The sequence below is a fragment of the Eudoraea sp. genome (assembly GCF_039969275.1).
Lineage (GTDB): Bacteria > Bacteroidota > Bacteroidia > Flavobacteriales > Flavobacteriaceae > Eudoraea.
On record NZ_JBDVOC010000013.1, the window covers coordinates 83,190 to 102,060 of the forward strand.

The window sequence follows — 18,871 nt, forward strand, 5'->3', positions numbered from 1 at the left end:
AATTTATAAATATTTCATTTTTAATCTTACTAATTTCATTCAGCATGATAAATCTACAACGCAAGAGTACTAAATGAAATCATGATATATCCCACAATGGCAATAATCAATACCGATGTAACAATATCGACCCAATTATAACTAGCTTTATTTTCTGCTCTTTGTTCCGGACTAATTGTACCGAAAGTGAGACCTTGCAGTTGTGCCTGGGAAGGAGCCGGGTACATCATACTTACAACAACAGCTATACCTATGCACATGGCAAAGAAATAAGCTCCAAAAACCAGCCAATTTATATCGGCTATGGCATAAATAAAACTGCCTTCAGTAAAACTTGATTTGACGATCTCCAGGGTAAGTTTCCCAAAGCCAATCAAAAAACCTCCAACTAGTGTGGCAATTGCACCATTGGCATTGATACGTTTATAAAATATCCCTAATAAGAAAACTGCCGCTATGGGTGGCGAAATATAAGCCTGTACATTTTGCAGGTATTCATAGAGGCCATCAGAAAGTGTTGTAATAATAGGAATCCATAAAAGTCCAAGTCCTACAACAATAAAAGTGGCTATTCTACCTGTTTTTACCAATTCATTTTCCGGTTTTTCCGGTTTTAATTTTTTATAAATATCAAGCGTAAATAAGGTAGAACAGGAATTAAAAACAGATGCTAAAGAACTCATCAAAGCGGCCAACAAACCGGCTGCTACCAAGCCACGTAACCCAGAGGGCATTAAGTTACTCATTAGTACCGGAAAAGCCTCGTCCGGGCTGTCCCAGTGAAGCTCGCCCTTTATTTTTAAAGCCAGGGCAATTACTCCCGGTATTAAAAAAAGAAAGACGGGCATGAGTTTTAATAGTGCTCCAAATATACTTCCTCTCCTACCCTCTTTTATGTTTTTAGCCGAAAGTACCCTCTGAACAATTACCTGATCTGTACACCAATACCAGATACCAACTACTGTACTGGTTATAAAAAGTGGAAGCCAAGGATAATCAGGATCAGCATTAGGACGCCACATGTTAAAATATTCAGGTCCAACAGTATTCTTTAACTCACCCCATCCTCCAACAGCATCCAATCCAAGAAAGGTTAATATCCCCGCGCCTAGCACCAGCACTATTGCCTGAATTGTTTCTGTATAAACCACAGCACGCATTCCTCCTAGTACGGTGTAAACTCCCGTAAGTACAACAGTAGCAACGGCACCAATCCAAAAAGGAATTCCTAATAATGCCGAAACTACCACACCTCCAGCATAGATAGTAACGGAAACTTTGGTTAGAATATAGGCTATTAAAGAGACAACAGACAAGACCCATCTGGATCGGGAATCAAAGCGTTTTTCCAGAAATTCGGGCATGGTAAATACCCCGCTCCGGGCATAGAATGGCAGAAATACCCAGCCCAACATTAATACTATCCATGCGTGTAATTCGTAAATAAGCAAGGGCATTTTATCGCCTGCCCCATTTCCTGCAAGTCCAACCACATGTTCCGATCCAATATTAGAAGCAAAAATAGAGGCCCCAACTATAAACCACCCAATATTCCTTCCGGCAAGGAAATAATCTTCTGTATTCTTCTGCTTTTGCTTTATAACCCACCAGGCTACTCCTAGTAATATAACGAAGTAGGCCGTAATAACTACCCAATCTAACGAATCAAGTCCTTTCATAAATAATACTTTTAATCAATACTTGTCTAAAACAAAGATGGAATCATCACTTCCGATAAAACCTTCCGGCTGTTAAGATAATCAAAACCCGTAAATCAAACTGATGCTGAATTCGGGGAAGGAACATAATATTATTTAGCGGTCAACAAGGTTTTCAGAGTTAAAATTCAAAATAAAGCTGTTCTGACCCCTTTAAACACAGAAAGAATAATCATATGACACATGTATACTTTTTTATATTAATCATGTCATATTTGTAATGGAAATACAAATCAATTCTTAAATTTGATTCAGAAACTTTCGAGCTTAAGTAATTTTTACAGATTTCGTATTATTGACAAAAAAGCTATTTAAATCGTTAACTATAGTACTCTGCCTATTCAGCACCCTCACAAATTTATCGGGTCAGGAGAAGCAGGAATTAGATTCTCTCTGGAATGACTGGAATTTCCGAATTAGTCCTTATTTCTGGTTTATAGGTTTGGAAGGGACTATATATCGACCACCCCAACCGGCAAATTATCCTATCCCACCACCTCCACAATATGACATTGATGTGGGTTTCAAAGACATTAAAAACTCCATTAAGTTTGCTTTGATGCTAGCGGGTCAATATAGGAATAAGCATCTAGTTGCACAGTTTAACTATTCTGCGTTAATACTGGAAAGTGAAGCTATTACGCCGTTTGAATTAGTACTTCAGGATAACATTGTAAAACTAACATATATGGCTGGTGATCTGGGTGTTGGATACAGGATTATAAAAAACCCTAAATTTGAATTTGAGGGATTGATTGGGATGAAATTTTTGTATTTCAAAATTGATTTGAGAACAAATCTATTAGGAATTGTTCCCATCGATGGTAATCGAAGTAAATTTTGGATTGACCCTGTTATTGCGACTAATCTGCGGTATAGACCACATCGTAAAATAGAATTTGCAGGCTATGCCGACTTTGGGCCACCCTTTCCAGATAATATCAACTCATATCAAGCAATAATAAGCGCAAAATATCTATTTACCAAAACCTTTATGATTGCACTAGGCTACCGAACTTATCATTTAGATTTTCCGAGAGATGAAGCTATTTTTAATGGAAACGTTAAAGGCTGGTATATGAAAATTGGTTTTCAGTTTTAATTCCAGACTTAATTCATCAGCTCTTTCTATGCGATACCACAAAATATACTTAATTTTAGTAACCAGTATGCACAACTTTGATTATAAAGAAGAAAACCAAATAATAGGGTTTTTAAATACTATCATTGTTCCAGGTTATTGGCCTGGAAACTTACAAGTTCGCTGTTATTATTAAATTGTGAATTAATTTCTATGGGATTACAGCAAATTTCACAATCTTCAACATAATTCTGCTGTGTAATAGAGGGGTCTAAGAGCATTGATATTTCTTCCCAGCAATAAGGGCACTGAAAGTAGTGTTCGTACATTGAGGAACTCTAAATTTTAATTTATAAATGACCTCTCTTAAATTAAAGCAACAGTATTAAAAATCTACATTCAATAATTGGCCGGTTAATTGCAATAACTGCAATTCTGCTAATTTAGCATCGTATTTTGCAAGGTTTTTGGTTGTTTGGGCAGCTAAAAGGTTAATCTGAGCCTGTCTGAAAGTTATTGACGTAATCCTCCCCAATTGGTATTGCTCCCTTGATCGTTCAAAATTATTCTGATTGGTAATTACTGCTTTCTCCTGAATTTCATAAATCGCCAACCTATTTTCATAAGATTCCAAAGCATTCTCAATATCCCTTGCTACCTCAAGTTCAACTTGCCTTTTTAATAACTCCTGATTTTCATATACTATTTTAGCATTACGAACTCGATTTATCGTGTTTCCTCCGTCAAAAAGGTTCCAGGTGAGGCCGGCGTTAAGAGATAGGTTTAAATTGTTATTATTGGTTCCGGGAAAAAATGCGGAGGCAGCACTCTGATTTAAATTCCAACCATATGAACCCGTCAGGCCAATCACCGGTAAATAACCCGATTTACTTACTTTGATGTCGTATTCATTTATTACTAAATTCCTTTCGGTTTGCAGGATGGCCAGGTTATTTATGGATACATCATCAACCATCGCCTGTAATTCCAGCATGGGAATAAAACTGATTAAGGTATCTACTTCAAATAAACTAGATACCTCCTGGTTTAGTACAACATTCAAGTCGCGCTTAGTATTTTTCAATAATCTCTGAGTATTCAGGAGTAGTATACTGTCATTGGTAACATCAACTTCCGCATTTAATACATCCAACTGCGTGTTTTGTCCATACTCAAATGCGTATTGAGCCCTTTTAATCCTATCTTTTGAAACCTCCAAAGCTTCTTTTTGTGCATATTCGTTTTCGGATAAACGGGCTACTTCAAAATAGATACTTAACAATTGAAGTATGGTGTTTTGTATAGTTTCCCTGGCCTGTAATTCCGTCAATTGGTACTGTTCCTTAAGCCGCTTATAATTGTATCTTCGCCCTAAACCATCAAAAAGAATATAATTTAAGTTAAGTCCTGCATTATAACGTTGTGCTTCTGCCTTATTAATTTCAACATCCGGCCTGGAGTTTCCGTTTTCATCTACCTGGCCGGGAAATTCAATTGTTGAATCATCTCTGTTATAAGTAGCTCCAGCTGAACCGGTCAGGGTTGGTAAAAACCCCGTGTTTAAGACTCCCTGATTATTATCGGCTATCTCCACCTCATTTTCAGCAAACTTAATCCCAAAATTCTGCTCTAATGCGATTGCTATAGCCTCACTTTTCGACAATATTTCATCCTGTGCATTAGTATTAATACTCAATACTAAAAGCACAATAACCCAAATATAATTTTTCATTTATCTTTTGCTTGAAGTTCTTTAACGGTGTCTTCTACTTTTTCAGAAGTTGGCTGTCCATTTGCTGATTCTTCTACCAATTTTGTCACTATTTGATCATGAAGATTATCTTCTTCATGTTGTTCCTTTATAGCCCGCTCCACCTGTTCTTTTGGTACTTTATTTCCTGAGAACAACCATTTATTATTCACTTTTACTTTATTACTAAAGGCGAGGAAAATAGGTAACATTATCAGTGTTAGAACCGTGGCAAAAGCAATTCCATAAGCAATAGAGATTGCCATAGGTATTAGGAATCGTGCCTGCCTGCTTTGTTCCAGCATTAGAGGCGCCAGACCTGCTATTGTGGTTAATGAAGTTAAAAAGATAGCGCGAAAACGAGAGCGTCCTGCTTCCATAAGCGCATTATCAAATTGCATCCCGGACCTCAGGTTATTGTTAAATTTGCCTATCAGAACAAGTCCATCATTTACCATAATCCCTATTAATGCAATAATGCCCAACATTGAAATAATGTTAATTGGAAAATCGTGAATCCAATGTCCCCAGGCTACTGCAGTAAAACTAAAAGGCACTAATAATAGTAGCATTAAAGGTTGACTAAAACTTCGGAAGGTAAAAGCTATGGTCAAATACATAAGAAACAATACAGTCAGACCTACAAATTGAAGGGAGCCCATAAGTTTACCTGCTTCTCTGTTTTGACCTTCATATGAAGGTGTAACTGTTGGATATTTCGACAGAATTTCAGGCATTATCTCTGTACGTATCTCAGTCATCACATCTGTGGCACTTACTACTTTGGCATCTTTAAGATCTGATGATAATTGTATTTCACGTTGACCATCTAGATGATTTACGGCCACATCTCCACGCTCTATACTATAGTCTGCTATTTCTTTAAAGGGTATTCGACTACCATTTGCGGTAACGATTCGCATTTCATCCAAATCCGTTATTGAAGATCTATTTTCACGATTATATCTTACCCAAACCCGTATCTCATCCTGACCTCTCTGAAACCGCTGGGCCTGTGCCCCAAAAAACCCTGCACGCACCTGATTCATTACAGTTCTTAAGTTCAGACCTAGCATGTAGGCGTTTTCCTTGAGCTCTATTTTTATTTCTTTAATACCTGCAGGGTCATTATCGGAAATATCTTTTAGAGCGGGATTATTTAGCATTGCGTTTTTTAACTCATCTTTTGCTCCTTTTAATTCCTGAATATTATTGCCCAATAAGGATACAGATACAGGGTCTCCTCCGAAATTTCTACCGGAACCATATATTAGACTTTCCACTCCAATTACAGGTCCCACTAATTCTCTTAATCGATTAGATACCACATCTGATGTTATCTGATTGGGTCGTTCCTCACCTGGTAATAAGTTAATAGAAAGGGTAGCTGCCGAAGAACCGGGGCCCACATTTCTAATAACATTTTTATAAAGTACCTTGCCTGTGCCCTTAAGATATTGTTCCGTAAGTTCCTGATTGACTATTTCGGCCTTTTCTTCGATAAATGAAATTATGGAATCCGTTACACGCTCATTAGTTCCATTTGGCATAAGCAACTCTACCCGAACCTGATCACTGGCCGTATTTGGGAAAAAAGTCATTCGTATTATACCTCCTCCAATAGATCCGAAGGTGAGAATAAGTGCAAATACAAAAAAGGAAAAAGTTAATAATTTATAACGCATTGCAAAAGCAAGTGTTGGAGTATAGGCCTTGTCCCTAAACCAGGACATTACGTCATCTCCCCACTTATTTATAATCTTTAATCTTGCAAAAATTTTGGCTATACCTGTCTTAGGATTTGGATCCTGCCGTTGCAAGGCCTTGGAATGTGCAAGGTGAGCGGGCAAAATTATTAAAGCTTCAACTAAAGAAACTAATAGTGTTATAATGACAATAACAGAGACCTCTGCAAAAAATTCTCCAATTCGACCGTCCAGAAAAAGAAAAATAGAAAAGGCCAAAATTGTGGTTACAATTGCTGTAACTATAGGCGGAATTACCTCCAGGGTACCTTCAAGTGCCGCCTGAATGGGCGATTTACCTTTCTCATAATGCTGGTAAATATTTTCAGCAATTACAATACCATCATCAACCAGGATTCCTATAACTATTATCATTCCAAATAAAGAGAGGATATTAATAGTAACGTCAAAGAACCCGGCGAAAATAAACATGGCAAAAAAAGCAACGGGTAGGCCAAAGGCTACCCAAAAAGCCAAACGTGTATTTAGAAAAACAGAAAGAAATAGCAAAACCAAAATCATCCCCATAATGGCATTTTTGGTAAGTAATTCTGTCCGTTGATTGAGTGTTACAGAAAGGTCACGAACAACATTTAACTGTACATTATTATATTTCTGATTAAAATCTTCAATATAATTTATTACTTTTTCAGCAGATGAAATAAGATCTTCAGTATTAGTGCTTGTTATCGTTGTGGTTACAGATAAATCTCCATTAAAGTAAGCAGCATTGGGTGATTCTGAAAACCGGTCTCTTACAATTGCGACATCCTTTAAGCGTACGGTCTGACCGGCCGCATCGGCTCTAATTATCAAATTTGAAAGTTCATCTCCATAATAAGACCTATTATTGGCCCTAATCAAATATTCTTCGGCATTGGTTTTAATATTTCCCCCGGTAACCAGAATATTAGCATTTGCTACCGCTTGTGCTACATCTGTAAAAGACATTTCATAAGCCAGTAAATTATTCTCGTTTACAGCTATTTCAATTTCTTCCTTCGGGTAGCCTGAAATACTTATTTGCGAGATCCCATCAATACCTCGAATGTCGTTTTCAATCTGACGGGCAATTTGTTTTAAAGTGGCAAGAGGAATATTTTTTCCACTAATCGCAAAACTTATAGTTGGTCTAACCGGTTCTAATTTGGAAACTACTAATGGTTCCATTCCGGTGGGAAAAGAGGGCACCCTATCTACAGCATTCTTTACCTGCAAAAGCATGAAATCAACATCCCTTCCCTTCTCAATTTCCACATTTATCCTGCCGCTATTTTCTGTGGAAGTGGAAGTAACTCGTTCTACTCCTTCTAATCCTTTTAGATTATCTTCAATTTTTAATACAATTCCTTCTTCAACTTCCAAAGGGGAAGCGCCGGGATAGGTAATCGTAATAAGAATGTTTTTTGAATCGGCCAGTGGAAAAAAAGATGACTTTAAGGATAATGCGCCTACAATTCCAAATACGAATATGGCCAGAATAATAACATTCACTGCCACATGATACTTAATAAAGTATTCAATTATTCTTCTCATTGGTTTATGTTTTTGGCAGTTTCTCCTTTATATTTTTTTACCAACATTCCGGCATAAGCTCCTACCACTGGTCTTGTAACTATCGTTGTCCCTTCCGGAACTTCTTTCAAAACCACTTTTTTATTCGAAAAATAAACTGGTTTAACATCAATAAGATCAAGGACTGAATCTTTAACCACAAAAATTTGATTATTCTCTAACAGAAGACTTCTATCTATTTCAATGGCGTCAGATTCTTGTTTGGCATTTAAATTGGCCTCCAGATACATGCCTTCTTTAAGGTCCTTATTTCTTACATCAATGTAGGCCTTTATTGTTTGGGTAGCCTGATCTACATTTCCATTAATACGGGCAACAACTCCTTTGTAAGTTTTATTTTGATCCAAATTTACCAATTCCACTTCTTCGCCTATTTTTAAAAGGTCACTGTAGGTTTTACTAATTGAAACCTCCAATTCATAAATATCCGTATTTATAAATTCTCCCAGTTTCTGTCCTGATCTCACCAGCGAGCCCTCAGTAACAAGAGCTTCAGTAAGTATACCCGTAAACGGAGCCGAAATGCGATATTTTTTAAGACGCTGTTCCTGGTTTTTAACACTGTAATAATTAGTAAGAATTCCACGTCCGGAAATAAAGAATTTTTCTTTTTCGGTTGTCATTTCCGGAAGAGGTGGTGTGGTCCTATCCAGGTCAAATCCGCTCAAGTAAGCCTGCCACTTGGGAAATACTTCAGGGTAATCCAGGCGAAGATCGGGCATAATAGATGTAATTAAATTGTATAAATTACTTTTGGAAGACTGCACACTGGCATAATATTCGGATGCATCAATTTTGATAATAGTTTCACCTTGACTATAAGGTTGCCCTGCTTTAAACAGTTTATTCGCTCTTTGGAATACTCCCTGAACTTCAGCATAGAGTTCAACCCTCCTTTTTGCCCTTAAATTGCCATTTGCAGGGACAATAATAGGAACCGTCCCGTTGGCAACAGTTTCTGTGAAAACAGTTTTTACTACTTTTTCTACTTTCGCCTTTGGTCTGGATTTACTGTTAATAATTTGCTGAGCCAAGAAAAATGAGGCTATTATAATTAAGATTCCTAATATTGATAAAATTAATTTTCTCATTCCTTTACGGTTAAATTTGAGCCTCTGCAGAGCTTATATTATGTTGAATGCGCTCCAGGGTGTTTATAAGTTGAAATATCTCTTCTTCTTTAATATTCTTTTCCATGATTTTCTTTAGAACAACTATTATAGGTCTGGTTTGTCTAAATGTGATTCTACCCGTTTCAGTAAGAAAAACCCGGTTTACCCGTTTATCGAAATCATCCTGTTCTCTGGTTATATAGTTTTTACGTTCCATTTTGGCCAGTAATCTTGCAAGGGAAGATTTATCCCTTAACGTTAGAAAGGCCAATTCATTTTGAATAAGGCCGTCATTTTCATGCAATTTTTTAAGAACTACCATTTGCTCCTTACTAAGATCAAGTCCTTCTCTTTGAAAAGCTTCATGTAAATAATTATCAAGCATCTTAGCAGTACTGCCGATCCAACGCCCTACGGATTTATCAAAATCTACTAATATGTCTGTATTATTCATACCGCAAATATAACGTTAAATCTTATTAGTTGCATATGCAACCAATGTTAAAGTATTCATAATATTTGTTCAATTTTTTCAACTTATCTTAAAACAAAAAGGGATGCTTACCGCATCCCTTCGCCTAACTAACTAAAGTACAAGTTAACTACTAATTTTCATTATCATCTTCAAATTTTGTATCTGCCATGCGGGTTTTAGAAAAATTGACATCCTTGAAATCTAATTTTACATCCCCTTTATCATAATCAAAAACCAGAAACTCCCTGGTGTCCATAAGTTCAAGGTTTTTATATGAATTAAATTTGTTATTCTGAATTTGTAACACTTTAAGACTAGCCAACTGACCAAATTCTGCAGGAATCTCCCCGCCTAATTGATTATTTGCAAGTACAAGTTCCTTGAGCAAAACCAGTTGTCCCAGGTTTCGTGGGATATCACCATCCAAAGTATTCTCAAAGAGTCCCAGACTCTCAAGTCTTGTAAGATTTCCTATTGAATCTGGTATATGGCCAACAAAATTATTACTGGAAAGATTGAGTACCCGCAGGTTCACTATATTCCCTATACTATTTGGAATAGCACCGGAGAAAAAATTATTAAAAGCGGTAAGCTCTAATAAATTTTCCATGTTACCTATCTCTTCCGGAAGATTTCCTTTAAACCTGTTCATCTCTATTTTTAGAACCTCCAGGCTTTGCAGCTGTGTAATAGTACTAGGCAATTCTCCACTCAGCGTATTAAATGCCAGATTAAGAATTCGTAAGTGATTCAAGTTGCCAACGCTCTCAGGAATAGTACCTGATAGATTATTGCGAAATAAATTTATCTCCACCACATGATTTCCTTCAACCTTAACCCCGTACCATTCTGATACCGGCTGGTCCAGAACCCATTGCTTTAACCAGGAAGTTCCATTAGTGCTTTCATAAAGATCTATTAAAGCCATTTTTTCAGCTTTACTAACCTTTGCATTAATCACCTGATTTGCCGTTATTAAAAGAACCAGAACAAGCAGCAGTTTTTTCATTAGATGGGACTTTAAGAAATTCTTGTAGCTTTAATTAAATAAAAACATTGATTTACTAAAGAATTACCTTACAAAAATACTAATTAATGTAGATAAACAACCTATATTATCGATGAAGTGCACGTTTTTGTTGTGAAAGGCCTATTTTCTGTTGTGAAAAAAAATCAGCCCTGCATTTTATTCCCCCGTTGTACTGTTTTCAAGCTCTAAAGTGGTGTTTTCCCACTTTACCATCAACTCCTCCAGCTTATTTTTTTTAGCCTGATAAGTGTCGAAAAAATCCGGAATGGCAATTGTAGTATCATAATCCATAAGCAGGTTGTGATCTATTTTAGCGATCTCCTCTTCTAAACCGGCTATGTTACTTTCAATAGTACTTAACTTATTCTTTAGGGACTTTAATCTTTTCTGACCTTCATAATCTGAAGGTTTGTTATTGCGTTTTTCTTTCTTTTTCTGATCTTTTTGCTTCTTTTCAATTTCCCGGAAATCATCAACTTTCCGCTGATCAAGAAAATAATTGATGTCCCCTAAATACTCTTTTATTCTTTTTTCCTTAAACTCATACACTTTATTGGTAAGTCCCTGCAAAAAATCCCGGTCGTGTGAAACCACAATCAATGTGCCTTCGAACTGTTTCAATGCCTCTTTTAAAATATGTTTAGATTTGATATCGAGATGATTTGTTGGCTCATCCATAACAAGAACATTAAAGGGTTGCAGCAACATTTTAGCCAAAGCCAATCTGTTCCTTTCCCCACCAGATAAAACTTTGACATATTTATCTACATCGTCTCCACTAAAGAGAAAAGATCCTAATATATCCCTTACTTTGCTCCTATTCTTCTCATTGGCAGCATCAATCATAGTGTCAAGTATGGTTTTATTACCATCCAGATATTCCATTTGATTTTGGGCGAAATAACCTATCTCAACATTATGGCCGGATTTTAGTCTTCCCTGATACTCCAATTCCCCTACAAGAATCTTGGCCAAGGTTGTTTTACCTTGGCCATTCTGGCCCACAAAAGCTGTTTTGCTATCCCTTTCCAAAATTATATCTACTCCGTTTAAAACCTCCTTATTACCATAACTTTTGGAAAGTTCTTCCATTTCAAATATCACTTTCCCGGGAGTTACGGAAATTGGAAATCTTAATTTCATAGCACTAAGGTCATCCTGATCAACCTCAATGCGTTCCATTCTATCCAGTTTCTTTATAAGTGATTGAGCCATAGTAGCTTTTGAGGCCTTGGCCCGGAATTTGTCTATTAAGCGCTCTGTTTGTTGGATTTCTCTTTCCTGGTTTTTTTGGGCACTTAGTTGTTGTGCTTTTATTTCTTCCCGTAGCTCTAAATATTTAGAATATGGTTTGTTGTAATCATAAATTCTTCCAAGGGATATTTCTATTGTTCTATTTGTAACATTATCCAAAAACATTCTATCATGAGAAACTATCACCAGTGCACCGGGATAATTAAGCAGAAATTGCTCCAGCCAAAGTATAGAATCAATATCCAAATGGTTGGTAGGTTCATCTAATAAAAGAACATCATTATTTTGTAGGAGTAATTTAGCTAATTCTATACGCATCCGCCATCCACCGGAAAATGTATCTGTACTTTTATCAAAATCTTCCCTTTTAAAACCAAGACCTATAAGAATTCTTTCCGTCTGTCCCTGATAATTGTACCCTCCATGAACTTCATATTGATGAGTTAAGTCATTCAGGTCTATAATTAATTGATTGTAAAGCTCGCTCTCGTAATCCGTTCTTTCCCCTAATTGCAAATTTATTTGCTCCAATTTGAGTTCTAATACTTTTATTTCCGTAAAAGCTTCATAGGCCTCTTCGAGAACAGATCTGCCATGTTCAAAATCAAGATCCTGTTTTAAACAGCCTATTTTTATATCTTTTTCTGTGGCCAATGTACCTGAATCTGGGTCCATTTCCTTAGAAAGCAGTTTAAGCAAGGTAGATTTCCCTGCACCATTTTTTCCAATAAGCCCAACCCTATCCCCCGCATTTAATCTAAACGCGATTTCTTTAAACAGGTATTCTCCTCCAAAAGAAACAGAAAGATTATGAATATTTAGCATTTTTGTGCTTGGTGTTACAATTAGAAACTTTGCAAAACCGTAGTTTTGCCTAAACTTTTGCAAATGTTAAAAAAAGGAAACAAACTCTACAGTATTTTAACAGGAAGTTGTCCAAGGTGTCATCAGGAAAGTATGTTTACAGATCCAAATCCTTATCATCTGGGTTCTCTTTTTAAAATGCAGGCACGTTGTTCTCACTGCAATACCAAGTATAAAATTGAGCCTTCCTTTTTCTACGGGGCAATGTACGTTAGTTATGCCGTTGGAATAGCATTTGCAGTAGCGGCCTTTGTTATTGCTTTTTTAATAATTGGCACGAGTTTACTAAATACATTTATTGCAATAGTGATTACTATGGTAGTCTTTTTACCTGTTATTATCAGGCTTTCCCGAAATATTTGGATAAACATCTTTATAAAATACGATCCTGGAAGTGTTCGTATAGATTAAACTTTAATATACGCTTTTTCATATCTAGTGATGTCCATTTCGGGGTCTATGGACCCACCCTTCTCTATATATTCATATAACTGGCTTGAAGCATAAGGGGCAATCAAGACACCTCTTGATCCAAAACCATTTAATATGTAAATATGATCGAGAACAGGGTGTTTACCCACCAAAGGCCTCCTATCAGCCACTGTAGGCCTTATTCCGGCAACATGATTCACTATTTTATAATCACAGTTTAAAAAGGTCTCAAGCTTTGTAAGGAGTTCTGATCTGGCCTCTGAGGTGGGTTCATTACTTTTATCCTTCCATTTGTAGGTGGCTCCTATTCTGTAAAGATCATTACCCACAGGAATAATAAAAACTGAAGATTTAATGACCCTCTCTTCCTTAAGAAGCGGGGCCTTTATAGTTAAGAGCTCTCCTTTTGTTCCGTTGAGTGGTAAATAATTAAAATACTTATTCCTCTTTAGTCCAAACCCTGTAGCAAAAACAATTTTTTTGGCATTATTTGATCTATAGGAAACACCAGACGTTCCCATCTTTAAATCGTCAAAGTTGAAAGTTTCCTCATATAATAACTTTTTTTTGGATAAATATCGGGAATATGCTTTCACCAACTTCTTCGTATCTACTCTTCCCGTATGTAAGACCTCCCCAAAGCCGTATTGGGCATCCAGACATGGATTATTATTAAGGAGTAATTTTGTAGAAAGGTATGGCTGTAATTTTTGCTTATCAGCTGCCTCAAACCAAAGGTTTTGCTCTTCTACAGATGCAAATATTCTTAAAACCGTCACTTTGTGATCCAGAGGTACGCCTAATTTATCCTCTAAGCTTTTATAAAATTTCTGAGCCAGATTTAGTTGTTCATTAGCTTTCCAGGCAAGGCTAAATCTTTTTAAAATTACCGGATTATACAAGCCTCCTGCAATATTCGATGATGTTTGAGAGTCATCATTGATCACTATGAAGGTTTTACCATGCTCTTCAAGCCTTTCACAAAATGCGATCCCGGCCAGTCCAAGACCTACTATTAAGTAATCTACCATAGTGTAAAATTAAAAAACGCCGCACCAAATGGTGCAGCGTTTTTTAATTTATATCTGAATTGGAATTTAACGCTTGCTTCTAATATGCCCACATATCCTGTTCCCTGTCTCGTATAGTTTCCTTAATACGATCTGCTTCAAGCAACTGGAATAGCGCATTGTCTGCTATATAATCATTAATTATACGATCGCCCTGAACGTTGTCCTCTCTATAGATAAGACCGTTAAAACGTCTGGCATTCAATAACATATCAAAGGATATTGGCTGGGCTGAGTTTTGTTGGTTAAAAACCTTAGCATCATGTAATATCTCTCTGGCACTAGGATACCATACCCAAAAAAGTTCAACTTTATTCTCATTGGGATCCATAGATTCATCATCTACAAAGTTTACATCGGGCGCTACCGGGGCAATCCCCAGCAGTCGATACTTTAATTCGCCTTGCCGCTTGTCAAAATACCATATCCCTTTGATGCGATATTCTTCAATATCCGCAGCAGTAAGTTCCCTCTGGTTAACATATTCGGGGGAAAGTTGCTCACCGGCATTGATTTGCTCATATCCGAGATCTGTGGTATCTACTTTTTTCAAAGTAGCTTCCAGATCACTGAAATTTCTTTTTTCAGTAAAATAGGAATCCACATATACGTCAGTAAGTTTACCGTTTTTAATGTTTTTCATAAAAACATCATATAACGACCTTCTGTCGGAACCAATATCTATGGTATCAAGCGGATAGTACAGGGGGAAATTCACTCTTTCATCAAGATCAACTATCTCCCATACGGTCTTAGACCAAAGGATATCCCTGTCATCCACGTAGCCGTATGGCAGCGGAGCGTCATTATCCGCCGCTATTTGCGCTTCTGTCTTCTTCCCAATTTCATCAGGCAACTTGGCATTTAAAATATTAGCCTGTGCCATCATGGATATAGGTAGTAGCGCTACAGCTCCAGCAATTAAAACATTCTTCCAATTCATAAAATTATAATTTATACTATTCTTAGTTCGTAATCTCTATAATTACCGGAGATACTTTCTTCAGTTTATAGCTTTTGTTATTCGTGATATACGCTTGAATATCGAATACCTGAAGAGCATCACCTCTTTTAGCTCTTTTCAAGGCCGATTTAGCTCTTGAATCCAGTTTGTTACCTTTTACACTTACCGTGGGTTGACCTGGAACTTTAAATTTAAATCCGCTAATTGCAAGATTCAAGTCAAAATCGAAGTCTTCAAGTAATGCACCAATTGTTGCAATTTCAAGATTTCTTCTAGGCATCTTGGCACTTCCAGTTTCTCCTCTAATAGATCCGGAAGGTCGTGGAATATCCTTAATTCTGAACTCAGATTTTGAGGAAACACGTTGTCCGTCAGGCAAGGTACCAGATGCGACAATTGTAACTGTTCTTCCCGTTCCCGGGTTCATGATATACTTGCTGCCTTGTCTTCTCTTAAGACCCGGAGCTGATGCACTAACCTTGTTATTTGGTATTCCAGGAATAGAAATCGACATTGGATTAGAAACCCCTCGATAAACCACATTCATCTTATCTGCTGCAATTAATGCGGCATTTGGTTTAGTGATTGTGGCAAATGTTTGAGCAACAGGAACTTCTGTTCTCTCACCATCCTGAATAAATACCAGGTTACCAGCAATCTTATGGTCTCCGGGCGCACCGGCACTAACTAAAAGTCTAACCTGACCATTATCAATCTCATAATCCTTACCTTCACTAAGTTTTCTTCCATCTAAAGTAAGATTAACTTCATTTGGCCTTGTTGTAGCATCTTTACGACCTAATACAACTGCCCCTGAGAATTTCTCACCAGCATAAAAAGCCGATTTTTCCTGCTCTAGGAGTGTGGTATAATTAGTCATAGAAACTTCACTGGTCAACTGACCTTCTAACATAGACTTTAAAGCATCCTGCTCTGTAGCCTTAACATCAGATTGAATCTGTGTTATCTTAGTTAGAGAAGCAACAACCGGAAAACCTTCGAAATGATAGTTGATCCAATCCTGTTTTGTTCCATCTCTTTTCTCAACTTTACCTTTAGCATCACCAGTTTCAAATCTGGTTTGAACAGAAGCCTTAACTTCACTCATGCTTTCCGGTAAAATAGCTGAAACTTGAGTACGATAATCAGTAATCCTTTTTAAGAATTCTTTCCCTTCAGGAGCCAGGTTATCGCCTTGAAAAAATTTCTGATCTAAATAATCAGACTTATCCATAACCTGATAATCTTTAGGATCTTTAATCTCGATTAACATTTTACCTTTAAGGGCCTCCAGATAATCATAATATTCCTGGGACAATTCCTTAATCTTTTTGGCATCTTCTAGTAGCGGACCAAATTTTTCCGCATTTTCAGATGCTTTAGTTTCTAAACCATTTAAGAACGCTAGATTGTTCTCTGTGGTTTTTGCGTTAGAAGCTTCCAGCTTTTCGTTCATAAGACCGAATGCCGCCAGAACTTCCTTACTCATATTTAACGCCAGCATTGCGATAAAGATCAAATACATTAAGTTGATCATCTTCTGACGTGGTGACAATTTTCCTCCTGCCATGTTTTCTAATTAGTTTTGATTAAAATTTTGATTTGGGTTTACTAATACACTAATTAGTTTTTGCTCATTGCAGATAACATGCCGCCATATACTCCATTTAAGGAAGAAAGATTGGAAGCAAGAGATTCCATTTGGTCTTTAAGAGCACTTGCGTTCTGAACAACTTCTTCATTTACAGAAGCTTGTCTGCTAGCGCTTTCCAATTGTACTTTGTATAAGCTGTTTAACGACTCCATTTGAGCTGCTGCCTCTACCATTTCATCTGAATATTTTTTGGTAGATTCCATTGCATCTACTGAAGGAGCAATACCTTTTGCAGCACCTTCAAAATTACGAATGCTCTCTCCAAGGCTTTCCATAAGGTTAGCATCTATGTTGGCTTCTTTTAAAAGCTCATCTAACTTCCTGGATAATATACCTTCTGCCTCTTTAGCATCTGAAACATCATTTTTACCACCAGACATACCTCCTGATAATTCAGGGTATACAAGAGACCAATCGTATTCGTCATCTACTGGTTCAAATGCACTAATTGCAAAAATAAGTGCTTCTGTAATAAGACCTACCGCAAGAAGAAGACCACCTGTTAGAGGTCCAAATTCCCAGTGCAGGATTTTAAATAACGCACCAATGATAACCACCGATGCTCCGAGGCCATAGGCCATGTTAAATAATTTCTTTGTTGATTTTGACTGTGCCATAATTCTAAATTTAATTTAAGTTTAATGTTAAAAATAAGTATTTGGTTTATTGTTTGATTTATTTATATACGCAAAAACTATTGTGTTGAGTCTTCCTCTCCCATATAATCTTGAACGGTCCTAAAACCGATATAACTTCTGGCAGAATCTCTATACTCATAATCTCTGGTACTTACCTGTAGGAAATAAGCAACATCTTTCCAAGAACCTCCGCGTATAACTTTTCTTTTGTTACCATAATCACCTGCATTGGGATTCATAGTAGATTCATATTCGTATGAATTTGGGTCATAGCTGGAGTTAGTCCATTCAGAAACATTTCCTGCCATATTGTAAAGGTTATAGTCATTTGGTTCATAAGACTTGGCTTCTACCGTATACAAAGCCGCATCCGCTGCGTAATCACCCCGCTGTGGTTTAAAGTTAGCCATAAAGCAACCTGTATCGCTGATCACGTAAGGACCACCCCAGGGATAAGTTCCACTTTCAATTCCACCTCTGGCGGCATATTCCCATTCAGCTTCCGTAGGTAATCTGAATCCATTAACAAATTGTCTTCCTCTGCTCTTCTGGTCATCATTTTTAAATTTCGTTCTCCAGTTGCAAAAAGCCTGGGCCTGTTGCCATGAAACTCCAACAACCGGATAATCACTATAGGCATCGTGCCAGAAATAGTCATTATGCATTGGTTCATTATAAGAGTACTGAAAGTCTCTTATCCAAACGGTCGTATCCGGATAGATCTCCAATTCTTCATGTCTAATAAAATCTTTTCTTCTGGCATCTCTTGAACGTGCAGCTGCCTCAATGTCCATCCAGTTGTAACTGTATTTAATTTTTGTGACATCTACAGTTCGCTGACCGTTATATGATTCCTCTTCAGGAATATATATTGAATCCATTATTTCTGTATAGTATTCATCCGGATAATCCGAAATGTCCCAGATCAAATCCTGATCTCTATTTAGGCTTCTTCCTTCATAACCAGTTTCGCCCATCCCGGAATAATTATCCAACATGTACTTTTCATACGTAGACATATTGGTAGTATCGGCATCCTTAAATGCATATTCGCCGATACCTTCATCTTCCGGACCCATCCCTAATTCATCAGCCAGGATGGCCAGCTTAGTTCTTACGATGGAATCTTTCACCCATTCTACAAACTGGCGATATTCGCTGTTAGTTATTTCCGTATCATCCATATAGAATGATCTTACGGTTACAGTTTTGGTTGGCGCATTAAGAACCTTCCCTACATCTTCCTCACTTTTACCCATGATAAATGCTCCTCTTGGGATTAGTTCCATTCCATAAGGTTTTTCCGGATACCACTTTTTACCCTGGACTCCGACTAGTTCTCCTTTTGTTTTAGACCCACAACTAGTGAGCAAAAAAACAAACGCTATAGATAATAACAATAGCTTCTTCATACTTTAGGTTAAATTTCGATTAAGACTATAAACAGTATTCACAATTATTATTCTCTAAAACTGCATTTTGAATAATTTATTGTATAAAACAGTCTAT

General features: G+C 37.0%; 15 protein-coding genes. 2 read left to right on the plus strand and 13 right to left on the minus strand.

Annotated elements, in window-relative coordinates:
* Window positions 1-53 precede the first annotated feature (53 nt).
* Entirely contained in the window at window positions 54-1,679 is a 1,626-nt protein-coding gene (locus tag ABJH90_RS11690; RefSeq protein WP_348143397.1) for a sodium:solute symporter, read from the minus strand.
* 334 nt (window positions 1,680-2,013) lie between these two features.
* On the opposite strand from ABJH90_RS11690, the gene ABJH90_RS11695 reads away from it, so the two are divergent.
* Window positions 2,014-2,820, plus strand: a complete 807-nt coding sequence (locus tag ABJH90_RS11695; RefSeq protein WP_348143398.1) for a hypothetical protein — start codon at window positions 2,014-2,016, stop codon at window positions 2,818-2,820.
* Window positions 2,821-2,942: 122 nt separating this feature from the next.
* Here ABJH90_RS11695 and ABJH90_RS11700 read toward each other — a convergent pair whose 3' ends face one another.
* From ABJH90_RS11700 to ABJH90_RS11730, 7 genes are all read right to left on the minus strand, one after another.
* Window positions 2,943-3,128 carry a CPXCG motif-containing cysteine-rich protein gene (locus ABJH90_RS11700; protein ID WP_348143401.1) on the minus strand — a complete coding sequence of 62 codons (186 nt, stop codon included), beginning with the start codon at window positions 3,126-3,128 and terminating at the stop codon, window positions 2,943-2,945.
* A 56-nt stretch (window positions 3,129-3,184) separates the two neighbouring features.
* A complete protein-coding gene (locus tag ABJH90_RS11705) occupies window positions 3,185-4,531 on the minus strand; it encodes a TolC family protein (RefSeq protein ID WP_348143404.1) in 1,347 nt (448 codons plus the stop codon).
* Complete coding sequence (locus ABJH90_RS11710; RefSeq protein ID WP_348143407.1) at window positions 4,528-7,830, minus strand: efflux RND transporter permease subunit; 3,303 nt, start codon at window positions 7,828-7,830, stop codon at window positions 4,528-4,530. The genes ABJH90_RS11705 and ABJH90_RS11710 overlap by 4 nt, the downstream gene beginning before the upstream one ends.
* Window positions 7,827-8,960: an HlyD family efflux transporter periplasmic adaptor subunit gene (locus ABJH90_RS11715; protein ID WP_348143410.1), complete on the minus strand. Its 1,134-nt coding sequence runs from the start codon at window positions 8,958-8,960 to the stop codon at window positions 7,827-7,829. Before ABJH90_RS11715 ends, ABJH90_RS11710 begins: the two co-directional genes overlap by 4 nt.
* 10 nt (window positions 8,961-8,970) lie before the next feature.
* Window positions 8,971-9,435: a MarR family transcriptional regulator gene (locus ABJH90_RS11720; RefSeq protein WP_348143412.1), complete on the minus strand. Its 465-nt coding sequence runs from the start codon at window positions 9,433-9,435 to the stop codon at window positions 8,971-8,973.
* A gap of 151 nt (window positions 9,436-9,586) precedes the next feature.
* Window positions 9,587-10,465: a hypothetical protein gene (locus ABJH90_RS11725; RefSeq protein ID WP_348143414.1), complete on the minus strand. Its 879-nt coding sequence runs from the start codon at window positions 10,463-10,465 to the stop codon at window positions 9,587-9,589.
* 177 nt (window positions 10,466-10,642) lie between these two features.
* On the minus strand, window positions 10,643-12,565 hold the full coding sequence (locus ABJH90_RS11730) for an ABC-F family ATP-binding cassette domain-containing protein (RefSeq protein WP_348143417.1): 1,923 nt from the start codon (window positions 12,563-12,565) through the stop codon (window positions 10,643-10,645).
* Between the two features lie 63 nt (window positions 12,566-12,628).
* Between ABJH90_RS11730 and ABJH90_RS11735 the strand changes: the two genes are divergently transcribed.
* Window positions 12,629-13,015: a DUF983 domain-containing protein gene (locus tag ABJH90_RS11735; RefSeq protein WP_348143420.1), complete on the plus strand. Its 387-nt coding sequence runs from the start codon at window positions 12,629-12,631 to the stop codon at window positions 13,013-13,015.
* On the opposite strand, the gene ABJH90_RS11740 is transcribed toward ABJH90_RS11735, so the two are convergent.
* The 5 genes from ABJH90_RS11740 to gldK all read right to left on the minus strand — a co-directional run bounded on the left by ABJH90_RS11740 (window position 13,012) and on the right by gldK (window position 18,774).
* Window positions 13,012-14,067, minus strand: a complete 1,056-nt coding sequence (locus ABJH90_RS11740) for an FAD-binding oxidoreductase (protein WP_348143423.1) — start codon at window positions 14,065-14,067, stop codon at window positions 13,012-13,014. The genes ABJH90_RS11735 and ABJH90_RS11740 overlap by 4 nt on opposite strands.
* Before the next feature lie 79 nt (window positions 14,068-14,146).
* A complete protein-coding gene (gene gldN, locus ABJH90_RS11745; protein WP_348143425.1) occupies window positions 14,147-15,049 on the minus strand; it encodes a gliding motility protein GldN in 903 nt (300 codons plus the stop codon).
* A gap of 22 nt (window positions 15,050-15,071) precedes the next feature.
* Window positions 15,072-16,640: a gliding motility protein GldM gene (gldM, locus tag ABJH90_RS11750; RefSeq protein ID WP_348143428.1), complete on the minus strand. Its 1,569-nt coding sequence runs from the start codon at window positions 16,638-16,640 to the stop codon at window positions 15,072-15,074.
* A 53-nt stretch (window positions 16,641-16,693) separates the two neighbouring features.
* On the minus strand, window positions 16,694-17,341 hold the full coding sequence (gene gldL, locus ABJH90_RS11755) for a gliding motility protein GldL (RefSeq protein ID WP_348143431.1): 648 nt from the start codon (window positions 17,339-17,341) through the stop codon (window positions 16,694-16,696).
* A gap of 77 nt (window positions 17,342-17,418) precedes the next feature.
* Complete coding sequence (gldK, locus tag ABJH90_RS11760) at window positions 17,419-18,774, minus strand: gliding motility lipoprotein GldK (protein WP_348143433.1); 1,356 nt, start codon at window positions 18,772-18,774, stop codon at window positions 17,419-17,421.
* Window positions 18,775-18,871 lie beyond the last annotated feature (97 nt).

What these genes read in the sequence shown, in the direction of transcription:
- ABJH90_RS11690 (WP_348143397.1), bottom strand. Translation starts at nt 1,679, where the DNA reads ATGAAAGGACTTGATTCGTTAGATTGGGTAGTTATTACGGCCTACTTC.
- ABJH90_RS11700 (WP_348143401.1), bottom strand. Translation starts at nt 3,128, where the DNA reads ATGTACGAACACTACTTTCAGTGCCCTTATTGCTGGGAAGAAATATCA.
- ABJH90_RS11705 (WP_348143404.1), bottom strand. Translation starts at nt 4,531, where the DNA reads ATGAAAAATTATATTTGGGTTATTGTGCTTTTAGTATTGAGTATTAAT.
- ABJH90_RS11710 (WP_348143407.1), bottom strand. Translation starts at nt 7,830, where the DNA reads ATGAGAAGAATAATTGAATACTTTATTAAGTATCATGTGGCAGTGAAT.
- ABJH90_RS11715 (WP_348143410.1), bottom strand. Translation starts at nt 8,960, where the DNA reads ATGAGAAAATTAATTTTATCAATATTAGGAATCTTAATTATAATAGCC.
- ABJH90_RS11720 (WP_348143412.1), bottom strand. Translation starts at nt 9,435, where the DNA reads ATGAATAATACAGACATATTAGTAGATTTTGATAAATCCGTAGGGCGT.
- ABJH90_RS11725 (WP_348143414.1), bottom strand. Translation starts at nt 10,465, where the DNA reads ATGAAAAAACTGCTGCTTGTTCTGGTTCTTTTAATAACGGCAAATCAG.
- ABJH90_RS11730 (WP_348143417.1), bottom strand. Translation starts at nt 12,565, where the DNA reads ATGCTAAATATTCATAATCTTTCTGTTTCTTTTGGAGGAGAATACCTG.
- ABJH90_RS11735 (WP_348143420.1), top strand. Translation starts at nt 12,629, where the DNA reads ATGTTAAAAAAAGGAAACAAACTCTACAGTATTTTAACAGGAAGTTGT.
- ABJH90_RS11740 (WP_348143423.1), bottom strand. Translation starts at nt 14,067, where the DNA reads ATGGTAGATTACTTAATAGTAGGTCTTGGACTGGCCGGGATCGCATTT.
- gldN (WP_348143425.1), bottom strand. Translation starts at nt 15,049, where the DNA reads ATGAATTGGAAGAATGTTTTAATTGCTGGAGCTGTAGCGCTACTACCT.
- gldM (WP_348143428.1), bottom strand. Translation starts at nt 16,640, where the DNA reads ATGGCAGGAGGAAAATTGTCACCACGTCAGAAGATGATCAACTTAATG.
- gldL (WP_348143431.1), bottom strand. Translation starts at nt 17,341, where the DNA reads ATGGCACAGTCAAAATCAACAAAGAAATTATTTAACATGGCCTATGGC.
- gldK (WP_348143433.1), bottom strand. Translation starts at nt 18,774, where the DNA reads ATGAAGAAGCTATTGTTATTATCTATAGCGTTTGTTTTTTTGCTCACT.